At 65.8% G+C, this 19,324-nt stretch carries 5 protein-coding genes and 1 pseudogene; 2 read left to right on the top strand and 4 right to left on the bottom strand.

All coding sequences use genetic code 11. The features are described from left to right. Positions 1-278: 278 nt before the first annotated feature. Both QXH22_RS30490 and QXH22_RS16965 read right to left on the bottom strand, forming a co-directional pair. A pseudogene (locus tag QXH22_RS30490) lies at positions 279-497 on the bottom strand (PE family protein); the annotation flags it as partial. A 548-nt stretch (positions 498-1,045) separates the two neighbouring features. Beyond that, the gene (locus QXH22_RS16965) at positions 1,046-1,345 is read right to left on the bottom strand and encodes a hypothetical protein (RefSeq protein WP_306276397.1); all 300 of its coding nucleotides are present in this window, start codon (positions 1,343-1,345) and stop codon (positions 1,046-1,048) included. A gap of 171 nt (positions 1,346-1,516) precedes the next feature. Here QXH22_RS16965 and QXH22_RS16960 point away from each other — a divergent pair, with 171 nt between their 5' ends. Continuing rightward, positions 1,517-2,758 carry an HNH endonuclease signature motif containing protein gene (locus tag QXH22_RS16960; protein ID WP_306276396.1) on the top strand — a complete coding sequence of 414 codons (1,242 nt, stop codon included), beginning with the start codon at positions 1,517-1,519 and terminating at the stop codon, positions 2,756-2,758. A 209-nt stretch (positions 2,759-2,967) separates the two neighbouring features. Here the strand turns inward: QXH22_RS16960 and QXH22_RS16955 are convergent, their stop codons facing one another. Together QXH22_RS16955 and QXH22_RS16950 are read right to left on the bottom strand one after the other, a co-directional pair. Beyond that, a complete protein-coding gene (locus QXH22_RS16955) occupies positions 2,968-4,902 on the bottom strand; it encodes a beta-1,3-glucanase family protein (protein ID WP_306276395.1) in 1,935 nt (644 codons plus the stop codon). Positions 4,903-5,310: 408 nt separating this feature from the next. Beyond that, the gene (locus QXH22_RS16950) at positions 5,311-15,357 is read right to left on the bottom strand and encodes a PPE domain-containing protein (protein ID WP_306276393.1); all 10,047 of its coding nucleotides are present in this window, start codon (positions 15,355-15,357) and stop codon (positions 5,311-5,313) included. Between the two features lie 307 nt (positions 15,358-15,664). On the opposite strand from QXH22_RS16950, the gene QXH22_RS16945 reads away from it, so the two are divergent. Then, positions 15,665-19,246, top strand: coding sequence for a PE family protein (locus QXH22_RS16945; protein ID WP_306276392.1), 3,582 nt, complete (start codon positions 15,665-15,667; stop codon positions 19,244-19,246). Positions 19,247-19,324 lie beyond the last annotated feature (78 nt).

Raw genomic sequence — 19,324 nt, 5'->3', positions numbered from 1 at the left:
CCCGCGGCACCCCCGGCACCGCCTTTACCACCGTCTGCGCCCGCGGTCGACGTTCCCGACCCGCCGGCCCCGCCGTTGCCGATCAACCATCCCCCCGCGCCACCGTCTTGTCCCGTCCCCGCGGCCCCGTTGGCGCCATTGCCGATCAACGGGCGCCCGGTCTGTGCCACGAATTGAGCGTTCACCACGTCGAGCAGGCCCTGTAATGGTTGCGCCGCAGCGGATTCGGCCATCGCGTACGAGTTGGCGCTTCCGGTCAGTGCCTGCACGAACTGCTGTTGAAACGCCGCCGCCTGCGCGCTCGCGCTCTGATATCCCTGACCGAACGTCCCGAACAGTTCGGCAACGGCGACCGAGACCTCATCCCCGGCGGCAGCCAGCAGACCCGTCGTATGAGCCGCCGCGGCCGCGTTGGCCGACTGGATTGCCGAGCCGATGCCAGCCAGATCTGTTGCCGCCGTTCCTATTACATCCGGCAGCGCGATGACAAAGGACATGTCGACACCTTTCTGCGAGTCATGACCGAAGCGTCACGACGGGTGGTTTGATCGCCAGATCACGGATCTGGTGAGCTTTGTGAAAATGCGGCGCTACGGGCCCGCTCGATCGCCTCGAGCGGGCGGTTCAGGCGACTCTGTCGCGCGTCGTTGTCATCCTTTGCGCCTCTGCGGTTTTGACGTCTCCACCCAACCGGCCGCGCCCATGCTGGGATTCATACCTGGACGTTATTGGTCGAGGTAGGGGCGCGTCATGACCACAACTAGGCATCTTTCGGCCACCGGCAATAGTCAGATCTGACCAATCGGCCAGCGAATGGCCGCACGTGCGGTGAGCTGCCGTCGCACCTGCGGTACAAAGCACGAAGCACCACGGTGCGCCCAGGAACATGAGATGGCTCCAGATGCCAATTGTCCTGTTTCATGGGCTGATTGTTCGCCCGGGACGCGCGTTGGTTCATGGGGCAGATGCCTCAAACTCGGGCGGCGCTATGCGCGAGCGCCGGTCCAGTCCGGCACCGTTGTTCCGCAAGCCTTGCCCGGGCGGGTCAGCTCATTTCGCGCAGGGCGTCGAGGCGCTGGTTCACCCGCGCGAGCGCCTCGTCGAAAACCGCGACCTTCTCACCACGTCTCTCGTTGGCCGGCTGAGCGGCCCCTCGCGCACCTTCGGACTCCACCCGGGCCGCACCTTGACGCCGCAACAGGCTGAAGTTCTTCTCCCGCGCCGTCCTGAGCCGGCTCTGCAGATCTTTCAACTGCTTCTCATTCATGCGCTCCACGCTGTCCGCGTGGCTTTCGCCGATCAGCGAGGTCTCCTGCAGAGTCAGGTTCACATGGTGGTTGCTCACCGTAATGTCATAGCCCGCGCGGGCCGGGCCCGTACGACAAATGCGTGCGGCACCCCGAAACGTCACGGCCGAGCCATCTTTGGTTCACTCCACTGCATCTCCCACGCCGGCGGCGCGGCTCCGCCTCGTCGCACCGAGGCCGATGTCGTACCCCGTTGGGAGGATGGGGTTATGTCGGTGACTGCCTTGGCGGGCTCTTTTCAGAGGCCTGCGGTGAAGCGTGTGGATGTGTTGTTTGAGGAGTTGGCGGAGTTGGCGGGGCAGCGCAACGCGATTGATGGGCGGATTGTGGAGATCGTCGCGGAGTTGGATCGTGACGGGTTGTGTGGGATGACGGGGGCGCGGTCGGTGGCGGCGGTGGTGGCGTGGAAGTTGGGGTGTTCGCCGGCGAACGCGCAGACGGTTACGGCGGTGGCGCATCGGGTGGCGGAGTTTCCGCGGTGTGTGGCGGGTCTGCGGGAGGGGCGGTTGTCGCTGGATCAGGTGGGGGTGATCGCGGCGCGGGCTGGGGACGGCTCGGATGCCCATTATGAGCAGTTGGCTAGGCATGCCTCGGTCAATCAGCTGCGCACCGCGATCAAGTGTGAACCGCGGCCTAAGCCTGATCCGCGCCGGCAGCCGGCGATCGTCAAGACCGCCACCGAGGAGTCCACGTGCTGGCGGATCACGTTGCCGCACACCGAGGCGGCGACGTTTGAGGCGGCGCTGGGCGCGCATCGGGAGGCCCTGGTCGCCGAATGGAAGAGTGATCGCGCCGCACGCGGTGAGTCGGAGTCCGCACCGCCGATGCCGGACACGCTGGATGCGTTCTTGCGGCTGGTGGAGGCGGGTTGGGATGCCGAGGCTGCCGCGCGTCCGCACGCCGCGCACACGACGGTGGTGGTGCACGTCGATGTCGACAAGCCCGCGGGCGCGCTGCACCTGGGCCCGTTGTTGAGTGAGGGCCAGCGCCAGTACCTGAGCTGTGATGCCACCTGTGAGGTGTGGTTCGAGCGCGAGGGGCGGCCGATCGGGGCCGGGCGGACGACTCGCACGGTCAACCGGCGGTTGCGCCGCGCGTTGGAGCACCGCGACCGCTGTTGCGCGGTGCCCGGTTGCGGGGCGACCCGCGGCCTGCACGCCCATCACATCCGGCACTGGGAGAACGGCGGCCCCACCGAGCTGATCAATCTGATCCTGGTCTGCCCGTATCACCACCGGTTGCATCACCGCGGGGAGATCACCCTCTCCGGTGACGCCGAGCACCTGACCGTGACCGACCGCGACGGCGACATCCTGCGCCCCGGGTCCCTGGCCCGCCCACCCACTACCACCCCACCCGATGTCCCGCCCTACCGCGGGCCCAGCGGCGAACGCGCCCAATGGAAGTGGTACACCCCCTTCCAACCCCAACCACCACCCACACCCAACTGAGGTCTTCAAGCCCGCCGCGTACCGAGCTCGAAACTGATTAGGAGTCCGGTTCGGGCTGAGCATCCCTGCGATGGCGGATCACGAGACTGCGGGTCTTACTCGACCAGCGCTGCAACGGTTTCGGCGTCCGCAGCACTGGCGCCTCGATGGCGCCAAGGGCCCACACGTATTCACACGACGACAGCACCACCGTCACCGGCAACAGCGCCCTAGTTGAGGACGAACGAAAGCTGAGTCGGCGGCAGCGGGTTACCGAGGATCAGCACCGAACTCTGATTGTTCACGTCGTCGAAGGGGAAGCCGTAGGCGAGGTTGTTGATGCTGTTGGCGTGGAAGAACTGTGCCCAGTTGTTCCACTGCCCCCCTGTCGGATAGTAGGCGGCGACGTTGGCCCACTGATCCGGCGAAATCGCCACCCCGCGGTTGAACGCGGCGTTGAGTTCGGCGAGGAACGCCCCCTGTGCATCGGTGCCGACGAACGGGCCGTTGGAGGCGAAAACTTGCGCCGTGGTGGGCTTGACCATCGTGTAATTCGACGCTGTTCCGCCGTCCGGGGTAACGCTGTAGTGGAAAAGACCGCTGCCGTCGATGTTTCCCGTCACCGTGTAGCCAGGGCCGTCGTAAAAGAACTGATTGGTTTGATAATTCGACCAGAAGGTGTTGATCGGTTGGTCGAGCCAGGTGGCCAGTCCGCCGGGTGTGGCGGTCCGCGGGGCCAAAATCCGTAGCGGGTCCCCGGAGCCGTCGTTGAGGACCAACGCCTGGAATTCCGCCGGAACCGAGGCCGTGTATTGGGCGAACACCTGGTCTCGCGTCAGTGTGATGCCGCGGGTGCCGCTGAACCCGGTTGACTCCTGCCCCAGCGTGTAGGAGAACGGCAACCCGAACTGGTCCACCTGCGTGGTGTTACCCCCGAAGGCGACCGCGCCGTACTTGTAGGTCATCTCGTACCAGTCGTAGACCGTGTTGTAGTTCGGATCGGCAGGGTTCGCGGGGTCCAGACCCGCCCATCCCGAGTTGTCCGCGGCGATGCCGATGTAGAGCGGGTTCTTCATCGACACGAAGATCCGGCCGCCCTGGAATTCCGACGGAATGGCCAGGTTGCCTGTCTGGTCGAGGGTGAACGACATGTTGGCGTAATTCACCCCGTTGTAGGTGAGGTGACCAGGAGCGTTGGCGGCGCTGGAGTCGATGTGGTGGGCTATGCCGTTCTGGTCGACCCACGACCACTGGCCGGGCGTCGTCTGACCGAGCAGGGTCAGGTAGATCTCGCTGTTGCTCAACCCCGTGTTGTTGACAAACGGGCCGACCCGAAATCCGCCAGGAAGGCCGTTAGCCCCGTTCAGGCCCGCTTGACCGGGAGTTCCGAACAGTCCGCCCGCGCCTCCGGCGCCGCCGAGGCCGCCGGTGCCCCCGGGACCGCCGGCGCCGAAGTTTCCTGCGGCGTCTGCGGGGCCTCCGATCCCACCGGTGCCGCCGACGCCGCCGGCACCACCCGTGCCGCCAGTGCCGAAGAACAGCCCGCCTTGACCACCGACGCCGCCCGCCCCGCCAGTGCCGCCGGCACCGCCCTGCTGACCCGCAACGGTGGTCGTGGTGCCGGTGGCCCCGACTCCGCCGGCGCCACCAGTGCCGCCCCGACCGAACAACCCCGCCGCACCCCCGGCGCCACCGGTTTTCCCGGCTGCCCCCGAACCGCCGTCGCCTCCGTTACCCCACAGCAGGCCGCCGGCCCCGCCCGCCTCGCCGGTGCCCGCGGCCCCGTTTCTGCCGTTGCCGATCAGCGGCCGCCCCAGCAACGCGTTGAAGGGCGCATTGATCACATCCAGGATGGTTTGCTCGATGGACTGCAACGACATCGCACTGGCGGCCTCGGCGGCGGCATACGCGCCGGCCCCCGAATTGAGGGCTTGCACGAACCGCAGTTGGAACGCGGCGACCTCCGCGCTGATCGCCTGGTAGGCCTGCGCCTGCTCGCCCAGCAGTGCCGCGATCCCCGCCGACACTTCATCTGCACCCGCAGCCAGCAGCCTCGTCGTCGGACCCGCCGCCACCGCGTTGGCATTTGTGACCGACGAGCCGATCAGCACCAAATCCGAAGCAGCAGTGACCACTATCTCCGGAACCGCAGTGACAAACGACATTCCACACCTCCAGCAACCCATTCGACGCGAAATCCTCGACCGAGATTTACCGGGCAATTGCCCCAAGGTCAACAGTGTCAAGCACATTGCGACGAATGCGTGACGGCGCCCGCCCGGGAAAGTCTCACCGGTCGCGGGTGGGATCTGCGGCTTTCCGCCGACGAATCAGAATTTTTGTCTAATAGTGAGATAGAAATACTGATTCTTCTCAGGTGCGCCGGGGGTTGCACGGGCTTTTGCTGTCGCGAATAAGCGACCAGCCAGGACGACACACCGCCGCGGACCGGCAAACGCATTACTCGTTCTCCGCGCGGCGTCTGCAGCGAAAGTCATTCGCGCAGAACAGGTCTCACCACCGTGATCATCCGCCCCGCGCCATTGCGGCCGATTATCGGCGGGGCAAAGCTTTCACCCGTTGTTGAGGAAGCCGGACAGTTGGGCGCCGAAGTTACCGAAGCCGGAGACGAATGCCTGCGTGGCCAGGTTGAGGGAACTGGTGTTGAACGCCCCCGACACGAAATTGCCGAGGTTTGCCCAGCCCGATTCCAGAGAGCCGAAGTTCTGCAGGCCCGAGATGTCGATGCCACCGGCGTTGAACAAGCCCGACGTTTGGGCGAAGCGGTTCGCGAAACCTGACACGGCCCCGGTGGCGGTGTTGAAGAAGCCGGATGCGCCACTGCCGGAATTGAAGAAGCCCGACGACGGGGTGGGACCGGTGTTGAAGAAGCCCGGGCCTGCCTGATAGCCCCCTCCGAGGGTGAAGGGGCCCAGCACACCGCTGCCGGCGAGATTGGTGATGTTCGTGAACAGGTAGTCGATCGGGGTTTGGGGCTGCACGGTGTTCAGGTTGAAGGTGACGGGCCCAATGTTGCTGTCGCTGTCCGTAATTCGGATGCCCAATACCGTACTGGCTTGGATGTGTATCGGAATTGAGTACGTGAACGCGCCGGCGGTAATGGCATCGACGACACCCGTGATGGGTATCTGGATGTTGAGCGGCACGTCGTAGTGGTAGGCGATTTCCGGGATCGTGTAGGAGAAGTTGAAGCCGAAGAGGCCCTGGTAGTCGCCCCGCCAGAGGAAGCCGTTGCTGTAGCTGCCGGAGATGAATGCGCCCGTGTCGACATTGCCGGAGTTGGCGATGCCCGTGTTGGAATTGCCGGTGTTGAGCCAGCCGGTGTTGTAGTCGCCGGCATTGAAGCCGCCGGTGTTGTAGCTGCCCGGGTTGAAGCTGCCCGTGTTGGTGTTGCCGGCGTTGTACAGGCCGGTGTTGTAGTCGCCCGCGTTGCCGATGCCGGTATTGACCAGCCCGGTGTTGAAGAAGCCGGTGTTGGTGCTGCCGGTGTTGCCGATGCCGGTATTGAAGCTCCCGGAGTTGCCGATTCCGAAGTTTCCGTTGCCCGAGTTGAAGAAGCCGACGTTGTTGGTGCCCGAGTTGAACAGACCGATGTTGCCGCTGCCCGAGTTCAGGCCGCCGAAGCCGAACCCGTTGTTGCCGGTGAGGCCGAAGCCGATGTTGCCGCTACCGGTGTTGCCGAAGCCGATGTTGCCGTCACCGAAGTTGCCGAAGCCGAAGTTGTTGCTGCCGGTGTTGCCGAAGCCGAAGTTCTGCAGGGCCGCCGTCAACCCCGGACCGGAGTTTCCGAATCCGATGTTCCCGCTGCCGATGTTGCCACTGCCGAAGTTGCCGCTGCCGACGTTGCCGCCGCCGAAGTTGTTTCCGCCGATGTTGCCGTTGCCCAGGTTGTAGCTGCCGACGTTGCCGCTACCGAGGTTGAAGTCGCCGAGGTTCGCGTTGCCGATGTTCAGCGAACCGAGATTGCCCAGGCCGAGGCTGAAGGTGGTCGTCCCGGTAGCGCCGTTCTGGAACAACCCGGCCAGATCGGCACCGACGTTGCTGAAGCCGGAGATGAAGGCCGGCACGTTCATTGGGCCCAATCCGGTGTTGAACGCACCCGAGATGCTGTTGCCCAGGTTGGCTATGCCGGATTGCAGCGACCCGTAGTTCTGGATGCCGGAGTTTCCGAGGATTCCGGTCGCGTAGTTCAGCAAGCCCGAGCTGGCGCCGCCGAAGTTGCCGAAGCCCGAGATGCTGCCGATGCCGGAGTTGAAGAATCCCGATGACGGAGCCGAGGTGAAGTTGAAGAAGCCCGGTGATGCCGGGATGTCGATGATCGGAATTCTGACGGGACCCACTCCCGCGTTGCCCACGATGGCGAGGACAGTCGAACCATCGACGGCGCCGACGTTGAGCGAGATCGTGTTGACCGGGGGTTGGCTGCCGAAGTCGATCGTGATGGGCGTTGTCGCAGGGGCATTGGCGCCGCCGCCGTGGACACTGATGGTGCCGATGGTGATGTTGAAGTCGGCGACGTCGAGGAAGCCTAAGACCTCGCCGGTGCCGCTGATGTAGATCTGCGGGATGTTGATGGCCGACATCGACACGCTGGTGATGGTGGCGGTGATCGGGATATTGATCGGTGCGCGAATGTCGAAGTTGACCGGGATTTCGTCGACCGTGATGGAGTAGCCGCCGGTCAGGACGCCCCGGTAGTCGCCCCGCCACAACAGGCCGTTGTTGTAGTTGCCGAAGTTGAAGAAGCCGGTGTCGACGTCGCCCGAGTTCCCCACCCCGGTGCTGTAGTCGCCGGTGTTGAACCAACCGGTGTTGTAGCTGCCCGGGTTGAAGCCTCCGGTGTTGGTGTCCCCAATGTTGTAGCTGCCGGTGTTGTAGCTGCCCGCGTTGGCGATGCCGGTGTTGACCAGCCCCGTGTTGAAGAGACCGGTGTTGGCGCTGCCGGTGTTGCCGATGCCGGTGTTGAAACTGCCCGAGTTGCCGATTCCGAAGTTTCCGTTGCCGGAGTTGAAGAATCCGACGTTGTTGGTGCCCGAGTTGAACAGGCCGATGTTGCCGCTGCCGGAGTTCAAGCTCCCGAAGCCGACCTGGTTATTGCCGCTGAGCCCGATACCGATGTTGCCGCTGCCGGTGTTGCCGAAGCCGATATTGCCGTCACCGAAGTTGCCGAAGCCGAAGTTGTTGCTGCCGGTGTTGCCGAACCCGATGTTATTCAGGGCCGCCGTCAACCCCGGGCCGCTGTTGCCGAACCCGAAGTTGAAGCTGCCGATGTTCCCACTGCCGAAGTTCTGGCTGCCGACGTTGCCGCTGCCGACGTTGAGACCGCCGATATTTCCGTTGCCCAGGTTGAAATCGCCGATGTTTCCGGCGCCGAGGCTGAATTGCCCGATGTCGGCCAGGCCCAGGTTCCAGGTTGACCCGCTCGGGCCGTTGCGGAACAAGCCCGCAAGGTCCGTGCCGGCGTTGTACAACCCCGACAAGTTGGCCGGCGTCGTGAACACGTTGGTGGCGGAGCTGGTGTTGAAGAAACCCGAGACGGTGTTGCCCAGGTTGGAGAAGCCCGTGACCAGCGTGCCGACATTGTTGACGCCCGAGCTTCCCAGGGCTTGGAAGTTGAACAGGCCGGATGTATTGGCACCGAGGTTTGCGAAGCCCGATACACCGCCGGCGCCGCTGTTGAAGAAGCCCGACGACGGTGTGGCGCTTGTGTTTCCGAAGCCCGGGGTCGCCGGGACGTGGATGAGCGGGATACGGATGGGTCCTGCGGTGCTGCGCACCGAGAGGTTGATCGCCGTTGAACCGTCCGGACTCCCGATGTTTCCGGTAATCGTGGGCAGGGTGCCCGTGATTGACGGGATCTGGATAGCGCTCACGTTGGCGTTGACGTTCGACCACAAGGGGCCCGAGAAAGTGAGGTTGATCGGTTCCAGACTGAATCCGTAAACCCGCAGGGTGCCGAGGTTGATGTCGAGAGGGATATTGAGCGGAATGCTGACGTCGAGGTTGAGGGCGGGGAATTCCGGAACGGTGATGGTGTAGTCGAAGCCGACCAAGCCCTGGTAGTCGTCCCGCCAGATGAAGCCGTTGTTGAAGCTGCCGGCGTTGAAGCCGCCGGTGTTGACGTTGCCCGAATTCCCCACGCCGGTGTTGAAGCTGCCGGTGTTGAAACTCCCGGTATTGTAGTTGCCCGGGTTGAAGCTGCCGGTGTTGGTGTGCCCGACGTTGTAGTTGCCGGTGTTGTAGCTGCCGGCGTTGGCGATGCCGGTGTTGACGCTGCCGGTGTTGAAGAAGCCGGTGTTTGAATCGCCCGTGTTGCCGAAGCCGGTGTTGTGGCTGCCGGAGTTGCCGATGCCGAAGTTGCCGCTGCCGGAGTTGAAGAAGCCGACGTTGTCGGTGCCCGAGTTGAACAGGCCGATGTTGCCGCTGCCCGAGTTCAAACTCCCGAAGCCGACCTGGTTAGTGCCGCTGAGCCCGATACCGATGTTGCCGCTGCCGGTGTTGCCGAAGCCGATATTGCCGTCGCCGAAGTTGCCGAAGCCGAAGTTGTTGCTGCCGGTGTTGCCGAACCCGATGTTGTTCAGGGCTGCCGTCAACCCCGGGCCGCTGTTGCCGAACCCGAAGTTGAAGCTGCCGATGTTCCCACTGCCGAAGTTCTGGCTGCCGATGTTGCCGCTGCCGACGTTGTTGTCGCCGAGGTTGCCGTTGCCCAGGTTGAAGTCGCCGATGTTTCCGCTGCCCACGTTCGACTGGCCGATATCGGCCAGGCCCAGGTTGAACAGCGACCCGTCCGCGGTGCTGCGCAGGAAGCCGGCGAGGTTGGTGCCGAGGTTGCCCACCCCGGAGAGGTTGGCGGGTGTCGTGAACGGGTTGGCGGCGGAGCTGGTGTTGAACAGACCCGAGACCGTGTTGCCCAGGTTCGAGACGCCCGATATCAGGTCGCCGAAGCCCTTGTAACCCGAGATTCCCGACGTGCCGGACGCAAGGTTGAAAAGGCCGGATGCGTTGGCGCCGATATTCATGAAGCCCGAAGAGGTGCCGTTTCCGGAGTTGAAGAAGCCCGACGACGGGTTGGTGGTGGAGTTTCCGAAGCCCGGAACCGGCTTGATGTTGACGCCAGTGAACGCGATCGGCAGCAGGCCACCATTGCCGGTGATATGGATCAACGGCCCAGTCGACCCCACGGGTGTGCCGATGTTGATACCGATAAAGGGCAGGCCGATCGTCAGGTTCGGGAACGTTATTGAGTCCAGGCCCAGGTTCGCGTCGCCCAGGATCGTGCTGGCATCGACCGTCAATGACGGAATGGTGAAGCTCGAGATCGTGATGGTGGGAAGGACGGCGCCGATCGGTACGGACAGGAAAACCGGTACGTCGAACTTCACCGGAATAGCCTTGTCAGGGATGATCGTGGTGGCGTTGAAGTCGATCAGACCCTGATAGTCGGCCCGCCAGCCGATGCCGTTGTTGTAGCTGCCGGTGTTGAAGGCGCCGGTGTTGACGTTGCCCGCGTTGCCCAGTCCGGTGTTGTAGTCGCCGGTGTTGTAGCTGCCGGTGTTGTAGTGACCCGGGTTGAAGTTGCCGGTGTTGGTGTTCCCGATGTTGTAACTGCCGGTGTTGTAGTTGCCCGCGTTGCCGATACCGGTGTTCACCAGCCCGGTGTTGAAAAGTCCGGTGTTGGTGCTGCCGGAGTTGCCGATGCCGGTGTTGAAGCTGCCGGAGTTGCCGATGCCATAGTTTCCGGTGCCCGAGTTGAAGAAGCCGACGTTGTCGGTGCCCGAGTTGAACAGGCCGACGTTGCCGCTGCCGGAGTTCAAGCTCCCGAACCCGGATTGGTTGTTGCCGCTGAGCCCGATGCCGATGTTGCCGCTGCCGGTGTTGCCGAAGCCGATGTTGCCGTCGCCGAAGTTGCCGAAGCCGAAGTTATTGCTGCCGGTGTTGCCGAACCCGATGTTGTTCAAGGCCGCCGTCAACCCCGGGCCACTGTTGCCGAACCCGAAGTTGAAGCTGCCGATGTTCCCGCTGCCGAAGTTCTGGCTGCCGACGTTGCCGCTGCCGACGTTGTAGTCGCCGAGGTTGCCGAGTCCGAAGTTGAAGTCGCCGACGTTTGCCAAGCCGAGGTTGAGCCCGCCGGCGTTTCCGAGGCCCAGGTTGAAGTTCGTGCTGCCGGCGATGGTGCCGTCGTACACGTTGCGGAACAGGCCCGCCAGGTTGCTGCCGGTGTTCGACAGGCCGGAGATGCGGGCCGCGGTCGCGAAGTCCAGCGTGCTCGTGTTGAACACACCCGACACGGTGTTGCCCAGGTTCTCGATGCCCGACTGCAGGGCGCCGTAATTCAAGAAGCCCGAATTTCCAAGAATCCCGGAAGAGACGTTCTGGAAACCAGAGTTGTTGGCGCCGAAGTTTCCAAAGCCAGAATTGCCGCCGATGCCGCCGTTGAAGAATCCCGAAGAGGGGCCGATGCTGGAATTGAAAAAGCCCGGGGCAAATGGTTGGTTGTAGATCGTCCAGTCGGCGGGGCCGATGCTGAACGTGGCAGGCACATTTAGTGCTGTCGTACCGTTCGGATTGCCTATGCTGACACTCAGCAGCGACAGGTTGAAGGTGATCGGCGGGATCGTCAGGGAATTGATAGTCCCCGAGACCAGGGTGATTCCGGAGAATAAACCGTACGTGATATCGAACGGGATGCTGTCAATGAAAATGCCGTTGTAGACGCCTTGTGTGATGGTCGCGTTGATGGGGATGTTGATCGGGACATTCACGTTGAGGTGCCCGGGCATCTCCGGAATGTGGATTGTGTAGTTCCCGCCCATCAGGCCTTGCTCATCGCCACGCCAGAGCATGCCGTTATTCATGCTGCCCGAGATGAAGGCACCGGTGTTGAAGTTGCCCGAGTTGACCAGGCCGGTGTTGAAGCTGCCGGCGTTGAAGAATCCGGTGTTGTGATTGCCCGGGTTGCCGATCCCGGTGTTGAAGCTGCCGATGTTGGAGTTACCGGTGTTGTAGGAACCCGCGTTGGCGAGCCCGGTGTTGACGAAGCCGCTGTTGAAAAGCCCCGTGTTGGTCTCACCGGTGTTGCCGAAGCCGGTGTTGTAGCTCCCGGAGTTGCCGATGCCGAAGTTGCCGGTGCCCGAGTTGAAAAAGCCGACATTGTTGGTGCCCGAATTGAAGAGGCCGATGTTGCCGCTGCCGGTGTTCCAGTCCCCGAATGCGAGCAGCCGATCGCCGTTGAGGCCGAAGCCGATGTTGCCGTTACCGGTGTTGCCGAAGCCGATGTTGCCGTTACCGGTGTTGCCGAAGCCGATATTGTCGCTGCCGGTGTTGCCGAACCCGATGTTGTGGATGGCCGCCGTTAACGAGGGCCCACTGTTGCCGAAGCCGATGTTGCCGAAACCGATGTTGCCGGCGCCGAGATTCGTGCTGCCGATGTTGCCGAAGCCGATATTCGCGCCGCCGATGTTTCCGCTGCCGAGATTTCCGCTGCCGAAGTTTCCATTCCCCAGGTTCAACTGACCGTTATCGCCCAGGCCCAGGTTGACGACCAGTCCGTAGGCGCTGTCGCGGACGGTGCCGGCCAAGTCAGTGCCGACGTTCGCCAACCCGGAGAGGTTGGCCGCCGTCGCCACATTGACCGAGCTCGTGTTGTAGATGCCGGAGACGGTGTTGCCGAAGTTCGCCAGGCCGGACGACAGCGCACCGACGTTCTGGATGCCGGACAGATTGGTACCGAGGTTGAAGAAACCGGACGCACGGCCGGGGCCGCCGTTGAAGAAACCTGACGACGGCAGCGTGGTCGCATTCCCGAATCCCGGCATCGGGTTGACCTTGAGCAGCTGAATGGTGCCGCCCTGGAAGGCGCCACTGATATTGATGGCTACGCTGGTATTCGGCCCGCCGATAGACAGTGTCAATAGGGGAAGTGCGATCGTGGAACTCGATATGTTGACGGGCCCCAGGGTTAACGTGAGCGGATCGGGCGGCGGCGAAAGGAAAGTTTGGAACATTTGCATGCCACCCGGCAGCGTGAACACGTCTCCGCCGAATTGCAGCACTTGGTTGACGGGGATGACTATCTGCTGATCGAACGCGACGCTGGGAATGGTGACCGCGAGGTCGATAGCGATCTGGCCCGAACCATCCCCCGAGGCGAGAATGCTGTTGTTGTAATTGCCTATGTTGAGGAAGCCCGTGTTGGTGTCGCCGGGGTTGAGGCCGCCGGTGTTGTAATCGCCGGGATTGAAGGCGCCGGTATTGATGTTGCCGACGTTGACGAAACCCGTGTTGTAGTTGCCCACATTGGCGATGCCGGTATTGGCGATACCGGAGTTGAACCAGCCCGTGTTGGAGCTGCCGGCATTGCCCCAACCGGTATTGCCGGTACCGGGATTGCCGATGCCCCAGTTGCCGGTGCCCGCGTTTCCGATCCCGACGTTTCCGGTGCCCGAGTTGAAGAAACCGATGTTGTTGGCGCCGGAGTTGAACAGGCCGAGGTTTCCACTGCCGGTATTCAGGGCCCCGAAGCCGACAAGGCCCGTGCCGCTCAACCCGATTCCGATGTTTCCGCTGCCGGTGTTGCCGAAACCGAAGTTGCCGATACCGTTGTTGCCGAACCCAGTGTTGTTACTGCCCAGGTTTGCCAGGCCGGTGTTGTAGTCGCCGAGGTTTCCCAGACCTCTGTTGAAGTCGCCCAGGTTTCCGTTGCCCAGGTTCTGGTTGCCGACGTTGCCGATGCCGGTATTCGACGCACCAGTGTTGCCGAACCCGATGTTGTCCAGGCCGAAGTTTCCGCCTCCCACGTTTCCGTTGGAGACGTTGCCGATGCCGATGTTGTCGTCGCCGACGTTGGCGAAGCCGATGTTCTTGACGCCGACGTTGGCCAGGCCGGTGTTGCTGGTCGGGTCCGACTCGCCGCCGAACAGGCCCGCGACGTTCGGGCCGGTGTTGTACAGACCCGACACAAAATTGGGCGTCGTGAGGTTTTCCGGATAGGCGCTGTTGAGAATGCCCGAGATGGTGTTGCCGGTGTTGAAGATCCCGGAGAGCCCCATGCCGGTGTTCAGCAGTCCCGAGAGGCCAAGGCTGCCTGACGACGAGTTGAAAAGGCCCGAAACGTTGCCTCCGGAGTTCAAAATGCCCGAAGCGCCGCCGTCGCCACTGTTGAAGAATCCCGACGAAGGCACGGTGGTGGAATTGCCGATGCCTGGGGACCCGTTGAACAGGCCCTGGTAGTCGCCCCGCCAGAACAGGCCGTTGCTGTAGTCGCCCGTGATCAGCGCGCCGGTGTCGAAGTTGCCGGAGTTCGCCACGCCGGTGTTGTAGTTGCCGCTGTTGAGCCAGCCGGTGTTGTAACTGCCGGTGTTCAGGCCGCCCGTGTTGCTGTTGCCCGAGTTGAAATTGCCTGTGTTGTAACTGCCCGAGTTGGCGAAGCCGGTGTTGGCTATGCCGGGATTGAAAAGGCCCGTGTTGGCCGTTCCGGAGTTTCCGAAACCGGTGTTGAAGATGCCGGAGTTGCCGAGACCGAAGTTTCCGTTCCCCGAGTTGAAGAAGCCGGTGTTGTTGGTGCCCGAGTTGAACAAGCCGCTGTTGCCCGTGCCGGAGTTCAGTCCGCCGAACCCGCTCATGCCGTTGCCGGTCAGCCCGATACCGACGTTGCCGTTGCCGGTGTTGGCGAATCCGATGTTGCCGTTCCCGGTGTTGCCCAGGCCGATGTTGTTGCTGCCGGTGTTGCCGAAGCCGATGTTGTGGATGGCCGCCGTGAGCGACGGTCCGCTGTTTCCGAAACCGATGTTGCCGAAACCGATGTTGCCCGGCCCGATGTTTCCGGAGCCGATGTTCCCGCTGCCCAGGTTGTAGTTGCCGATGTTGGCATTGCCGAGATTGCCGACGCCGAGGTTGGACAGGCCGACGTTGATGGTGAGCAGCAAGGAGGCGCCGTCGGCGGCGGCAGTTGCGCCCGCACCGGCCGCAGCTGTACCCATTCCGGCCGACACCGCGCCCGCAAGCTGAGCGCCGGCGGCGCTCGCCGCCGCGACAATGGCGCTCGAGGCGTTCGCCACGCCGCCCACCACGCCCGCCAGATTCGACAGCCTCAGGCTGAACGGCGTCAAGCCCGCGGCCACGGCGGAAGCGCCGGAATAGTAGCCGAACATCGCGGCCACATCCTGCGCCCACATTCCCTCGTACTGAGCCTCGATGGCCGCTATCGCCGGTGCGTTCAGCCCCAGCAGATTCGACCTCACCACCGACACCAGTTGAGCGCGGTTGGCAGCCACGACCATCGGGTGCACCGTCGCCGCCTGCGCCGCCTCGAACGCGGCCGCGACTATCCGGGCGTTGCCCGCCGCTTCGCCGGCCTGCGCCGCGGCCGATCTCAACCACCCCAGGTAAGGGACGGCGGCGCCCGCCATCGCCACCGCTGCCGCGCTCTGCCAGGCGGAATCCAGCAGCTCAGAGGTCACTGAGCCGAAAGAGGTTGCCGCCGAAGCCAATTCGGCAGCCAGTCCATCCCAGGCCGCCGCGGAGGCCAATATCGATCCAGACCCCGCGCCAAGGAACATCCGCGCCGAGTTGACCTCGGGTGCCAATACCGCAAAATCCATACGCTGTCCTTCGCGGGTAACCCCCACCGGGGTGGCGGTCAGTTTCTCATCAACCGGCGTATAACGGCACTTACCGTACGGCCCGACTTCGGTTTCAGGAGGATTTCACACACATTCGGCGCAAAATTTTCGGGAGCCGATTGAATTCATTGTCAGGCTTCGCTACTTTGCCCGACGGCGTGCGCAGACATTTGCGGCATTCGGGGTGAAAACCTCAACGGTGTGCCCGCCGTGGGCTACCGTGTTTGACTGCGCTGGTCGTTGCTGGTGGTTATCCGGGTTGTCCTGAGGTACGGCGAGGTCGCTGATGACTTTTATGGTGGTTTCACCCGAGCTGGTGGCGGCTGCGGCATCGGACGTGGCGGGTATCGGCTCGACGATCTCGGCGGCCAATGCGCTCGCGGCGCAGTCGACGACGGGGCTGGTCAGCGCGGCCGCCGACGAGGTGTCGCACGCGGTTGCCACCCTGTTTTCCGGACATGCGCTGGGCTATCAGGAATTGGCCGGGCAGGCCGCGGTGCTGCATCAGCAGTTCGTGCAGACGTTGACTGCCGGTGGGGCCGGGTATGCGCGCGCGGAGGCGCTCAATGTCGGCCCGTTGCAGCCGCTGCTAGACCTGATCAACGCACCTACCCAGCAGCTCTTGGGTCGTCCGCTGATCGGCAATGGAACCGACGGAGCGCCCGGTACCGGGCAGGCCGGCGGGCTGGGCGGGTTGTTATACGGCAACGGCGGCAACGGCGGATCGGGGGCGGCCGGGATGGCCGGCGGCGCCGGCGGAGACGCCGGTCTCATTGGCACCGGCGGCACCGGCGGTGCCGGCGGTGCCAGCGCCGCGGGTGGCGCCGGCGGGGCCGGGGGCTGGGCCTTTGGTTCTGGCGGTGCCGGCGGGGCCGGGGGCAACAGCGCGACCGCGGGAGGCGCCGGCGGGGCCGGCGGGGCCGGCGGGGCGGCCCCGCTGATCGGCTACGGCGGCGGCGGTGGAGCCGGCGGTACGGGCGGGCCCAATGGTGGTGCGGGCGGCAACGGCGGTGTGGGCGGCAACGGCGGGCAGTTCATCGGCGTGGGCGGCACAGGTGGTGCCGGCGGGATGGGTAACAGCGGGAATGCCGGCGCGGCCGGTGTGGACGGTGTGGGTGGTGGGGCGGGCGGCAGCGGCGGCGCAGGTGGCAACGCCGGAGTGCTGGGGGCCGGCGGTGTCGGTGGGCTCGGCGGTGCTGGTGGAGGCGGCGGCGCCGGTGGCGCCGGCAACACCGCACAGCTCGGCGGTGACGGCGGTGCCGGTGGCCAGGGCGGAGCCGGTGGTCAGTCTGGTCAAGGCCCGTTGATCGGGTTGTCCGGTGCCGGCGGTCAAGGCGGGGTCGGCGGTCAGGGCGGTATCGGCGGGGCGGGGGGCAACGACAGCGCCACTCTGCAGGCGGCCAATGGAGGTGACGGCGGCGCCGGCGGTGCCGGCGGCGTGGGTGGAGCGGCCGCCGGGATAGGTGCAGTGGCCGGCAACGGCGGTGCCGGTGGAGCTGGTGGGGCGGCCGGAAATGGCGGGGTCGCGCTGAGCAAGGCCCACAACGGTGGCAGCGGCGGTCGCGGCGGCGACGGTGGGGCCGCCGGGGTGGGCGGCAACGCCGCCGGTGGCGCGGTCAACGGCAACGGCGGGCTGGGCGGCAGCGCCGGAGCCGGCGGCGATGGTGGCCATGGTGCCGACGGCACCGGTCCCCAAGCCGGCGGCGCCGGTGGCAATGGTGGTGCCGGCGGCAATGCCGGCGCCGGTGGGGCGGCCGGCACCGGCGGCGTCAGCGGAACGGCGGGTGCGTACGGCAACGGTGGTCACGGCGGCAACGGCAGCTATGGCGGCAACGGCGGCGCCGGGGATCCCGGCGGGGCCGGGCTGGACGGCAAGGCCGGACCCGCCGGCGGAGCCGGCGGCAAGGGCGGCGCCGGCGGCGCCAGTGGGCCGGGTGGCATCAACGGCAGCGGCGGCGACGGCGGTGACGGCGGCGTGGGCGGCACCGGCGGCAACGGCGGCCCGGCCCTCGTTGCGGGGACCAAGGGCGGCAACGGCGGCATGGGCGGCACCGGTGGCAACGCCGGTACCGCCGGCGTCGCGGGGACCGGAGGCACCGGAGGTAGCGCCGGCGTATCCGGCGACGGCGGCAAGGGCGGACTCGGCGGCAACGGCGGCAACGGCGCCAACGGACCCGACGGCACCATCGGCAACATCAACGGCGGCACTGGTGGCGGCGGCGGGGACGGCGGCCAAGGCGGAACCGGCGGCAAGGCCAATGCCGGCGGCACCAACGGCGGCGGCGGCGACGGCGGCAACGGCGGCAAAGGCGGCAACGGCGGTCTGGGCCTCCCCGGGACGGCCAGTGTGGACGGCGGGGACGGCGGCAACGGCGGCAATGGCGGTGCCGCCGGGAAGGCCGGCGTCGCCGGTACGGGTTCCGGCGCCGCCGGAAACGTCGGCAAGGCGGGCATCGGCGGGGATGGCGGCAACGGAGCCAACGGCGGCATCGGCGGTAATGGAAACAACGGCGACAACAGCAGTGGCGGGGCCGGCGGCAACGGCACGAAAGGCGGCAGCGGCGGTCAGGGCGGCAATGGTGGCGCCAGCAACGGAGGAACCGGCGGCAGCGGCGGGGCCGGCGGCAACGGCGCCAACGGTGGCAAGGGCGGCCAAGGAGGCACCGGCGTTGACGGCGTGCGGCCGCCGCCGCCCAATGGCTCCGACGGTCCGCCTGGCGGCGACGGCGGCATCGGTGGCACGGGCGGTGTCGGCGGCAACGCCGGGGCGGGCGGGGCGGCCGGCGGCACCGGCGGCAGCGCGGGCAACGCGGGCGTAGCCGGCGCCGGCGGTGACGGCGGCAAGGGCGGCATCGGCGGAAAGGGCGCCGACGGGGCCGACGGAATCACTGGTGACGGCTATAACGGTGGTGCTGGCGGCGGCGGCGGCCAGGGCGGTGCCGGGGGTCTTGGCGGCAATGGCGTCGCCGGCGTCGGGGGCGGCGACGGCGGTAAGGGCGGCGACGGCGGCCTCGCCGGCAGGGGAGGCGCCGGCGGCACAGCAAGCCTCGGCGGTAACGGCGGCCCCGGCGGTACCGGCGGTGTCGGCGGCATCGGCGGCATCGGCGGTAACGGCGGCTACGGCGGCGGCAAGGGAGGCGCCGGCGGCAGCGGGGGTAATGGCAACACCGGCGGAACCGGCGGCGAAGGGGGTGCCCTCGGCCGGGATGGAGGGGCCGGCGGTAACGGCGGCGCCGGCGGCGACGCCGGGCACGGCGGACAGGGCAACGGCGCAGATGGCGGCAAGGGCGGCGTCGCCGGCAACGGTGGCACGGGCGGCACCGGCGGCCACGCTACCGACGTAGCCCTTTTCTCGTCGGGCTATAACGGCGGCAGAGGCGGCACTGGCGGTGCAGGCGGGAACGGCGGCTTCGGCGGCGGCGTGTCCGGTAAAGGTCTCGGCGGCGACGCCGGTGCCGGCGGCACCGGTGGTGCCGGCGGTACCGGAGGTCTCGGCGGCGACAGCCAACTTCTCAATAGCTACAACGGCAACGGGGGCGCGGGCGGCAATGGCGGGGTAGGCGGCAGCGGCGGTAGCGCTACCGCCAAGGGCGGCAGTGCTGCCGACGGCGGTGGCGGCGGCAGCGGCGGCAAGGGCGGGAACGGCAGCACGGTCTTCGATCCCGACTACTGGGGTCTCGGTGGTACGGGCGGGACCGGGGGCACCGGCGGAACCGGCGGCAACTCCTTCGACGGGGCCTTCGGCGACTTCGGAACCATCGGCGCCGCTGGCAGCGGCCCGACCAACGACGGCGACCCCCAACATCCCAGAAATTGGATAGGCGGCAGCGGCGGCGGCGGCGGCACTGGCGGTAGCGGTGCTACGTAGTCCCGGTGCCGTTGTAGGAGAAAGGACGGGCCTTCGAGTGGAAGCGTCGACTCGTGCTCGCGGCCGTGCGCGGTGTGT

The sequence above is a fragment of the Mycobacterium sp. TY814 genome (genome assembly GCF_030755175.1).
GTDB lineage: Bacteria > Actinomycetota > Actinomycetes > Mycobacteriales > Mycobacteriaceae > Mycobacterium.
The sequence above is the reverse complement of the archived record's forward strand: the minus strand, read 5'-3'. Positions and strand labels throughout refer to the sequence as shown.

Bases quoted from the DNA above. Each gene is read 5' to 3' on its own strand.
- QXH22_RS16950 (WP_306276393.1), bottom strand. From the start codon at position 15,357: ATGGATTTTGCGGTATTGGCACCCGAGGTCAACTCGGCGCGGATGTTC.
- QXH22_RS16945 (WP_306276392.1), top strand. From the start codon at position 15,665: ATGACTTTTATGGTGGTTTCACCCGAGCTGGTGGCGGCTGCGGCATCG.
- QXH22_RS16955 (WP_306276395.1), bottom strand. From the start codon at position 4,902: ATGTCGTTTGTCACTGCGGTTCCGGAGATAGTGGTCACTGCTGCTTCG.
- QXH22_RS16960 (WP_306276396.1), top strand. From the start codon at position 1,517: ATGTCGGTGACTGCCTTGGCGGGCTCTTTTCAGAGGCCTGCGGTGAAG.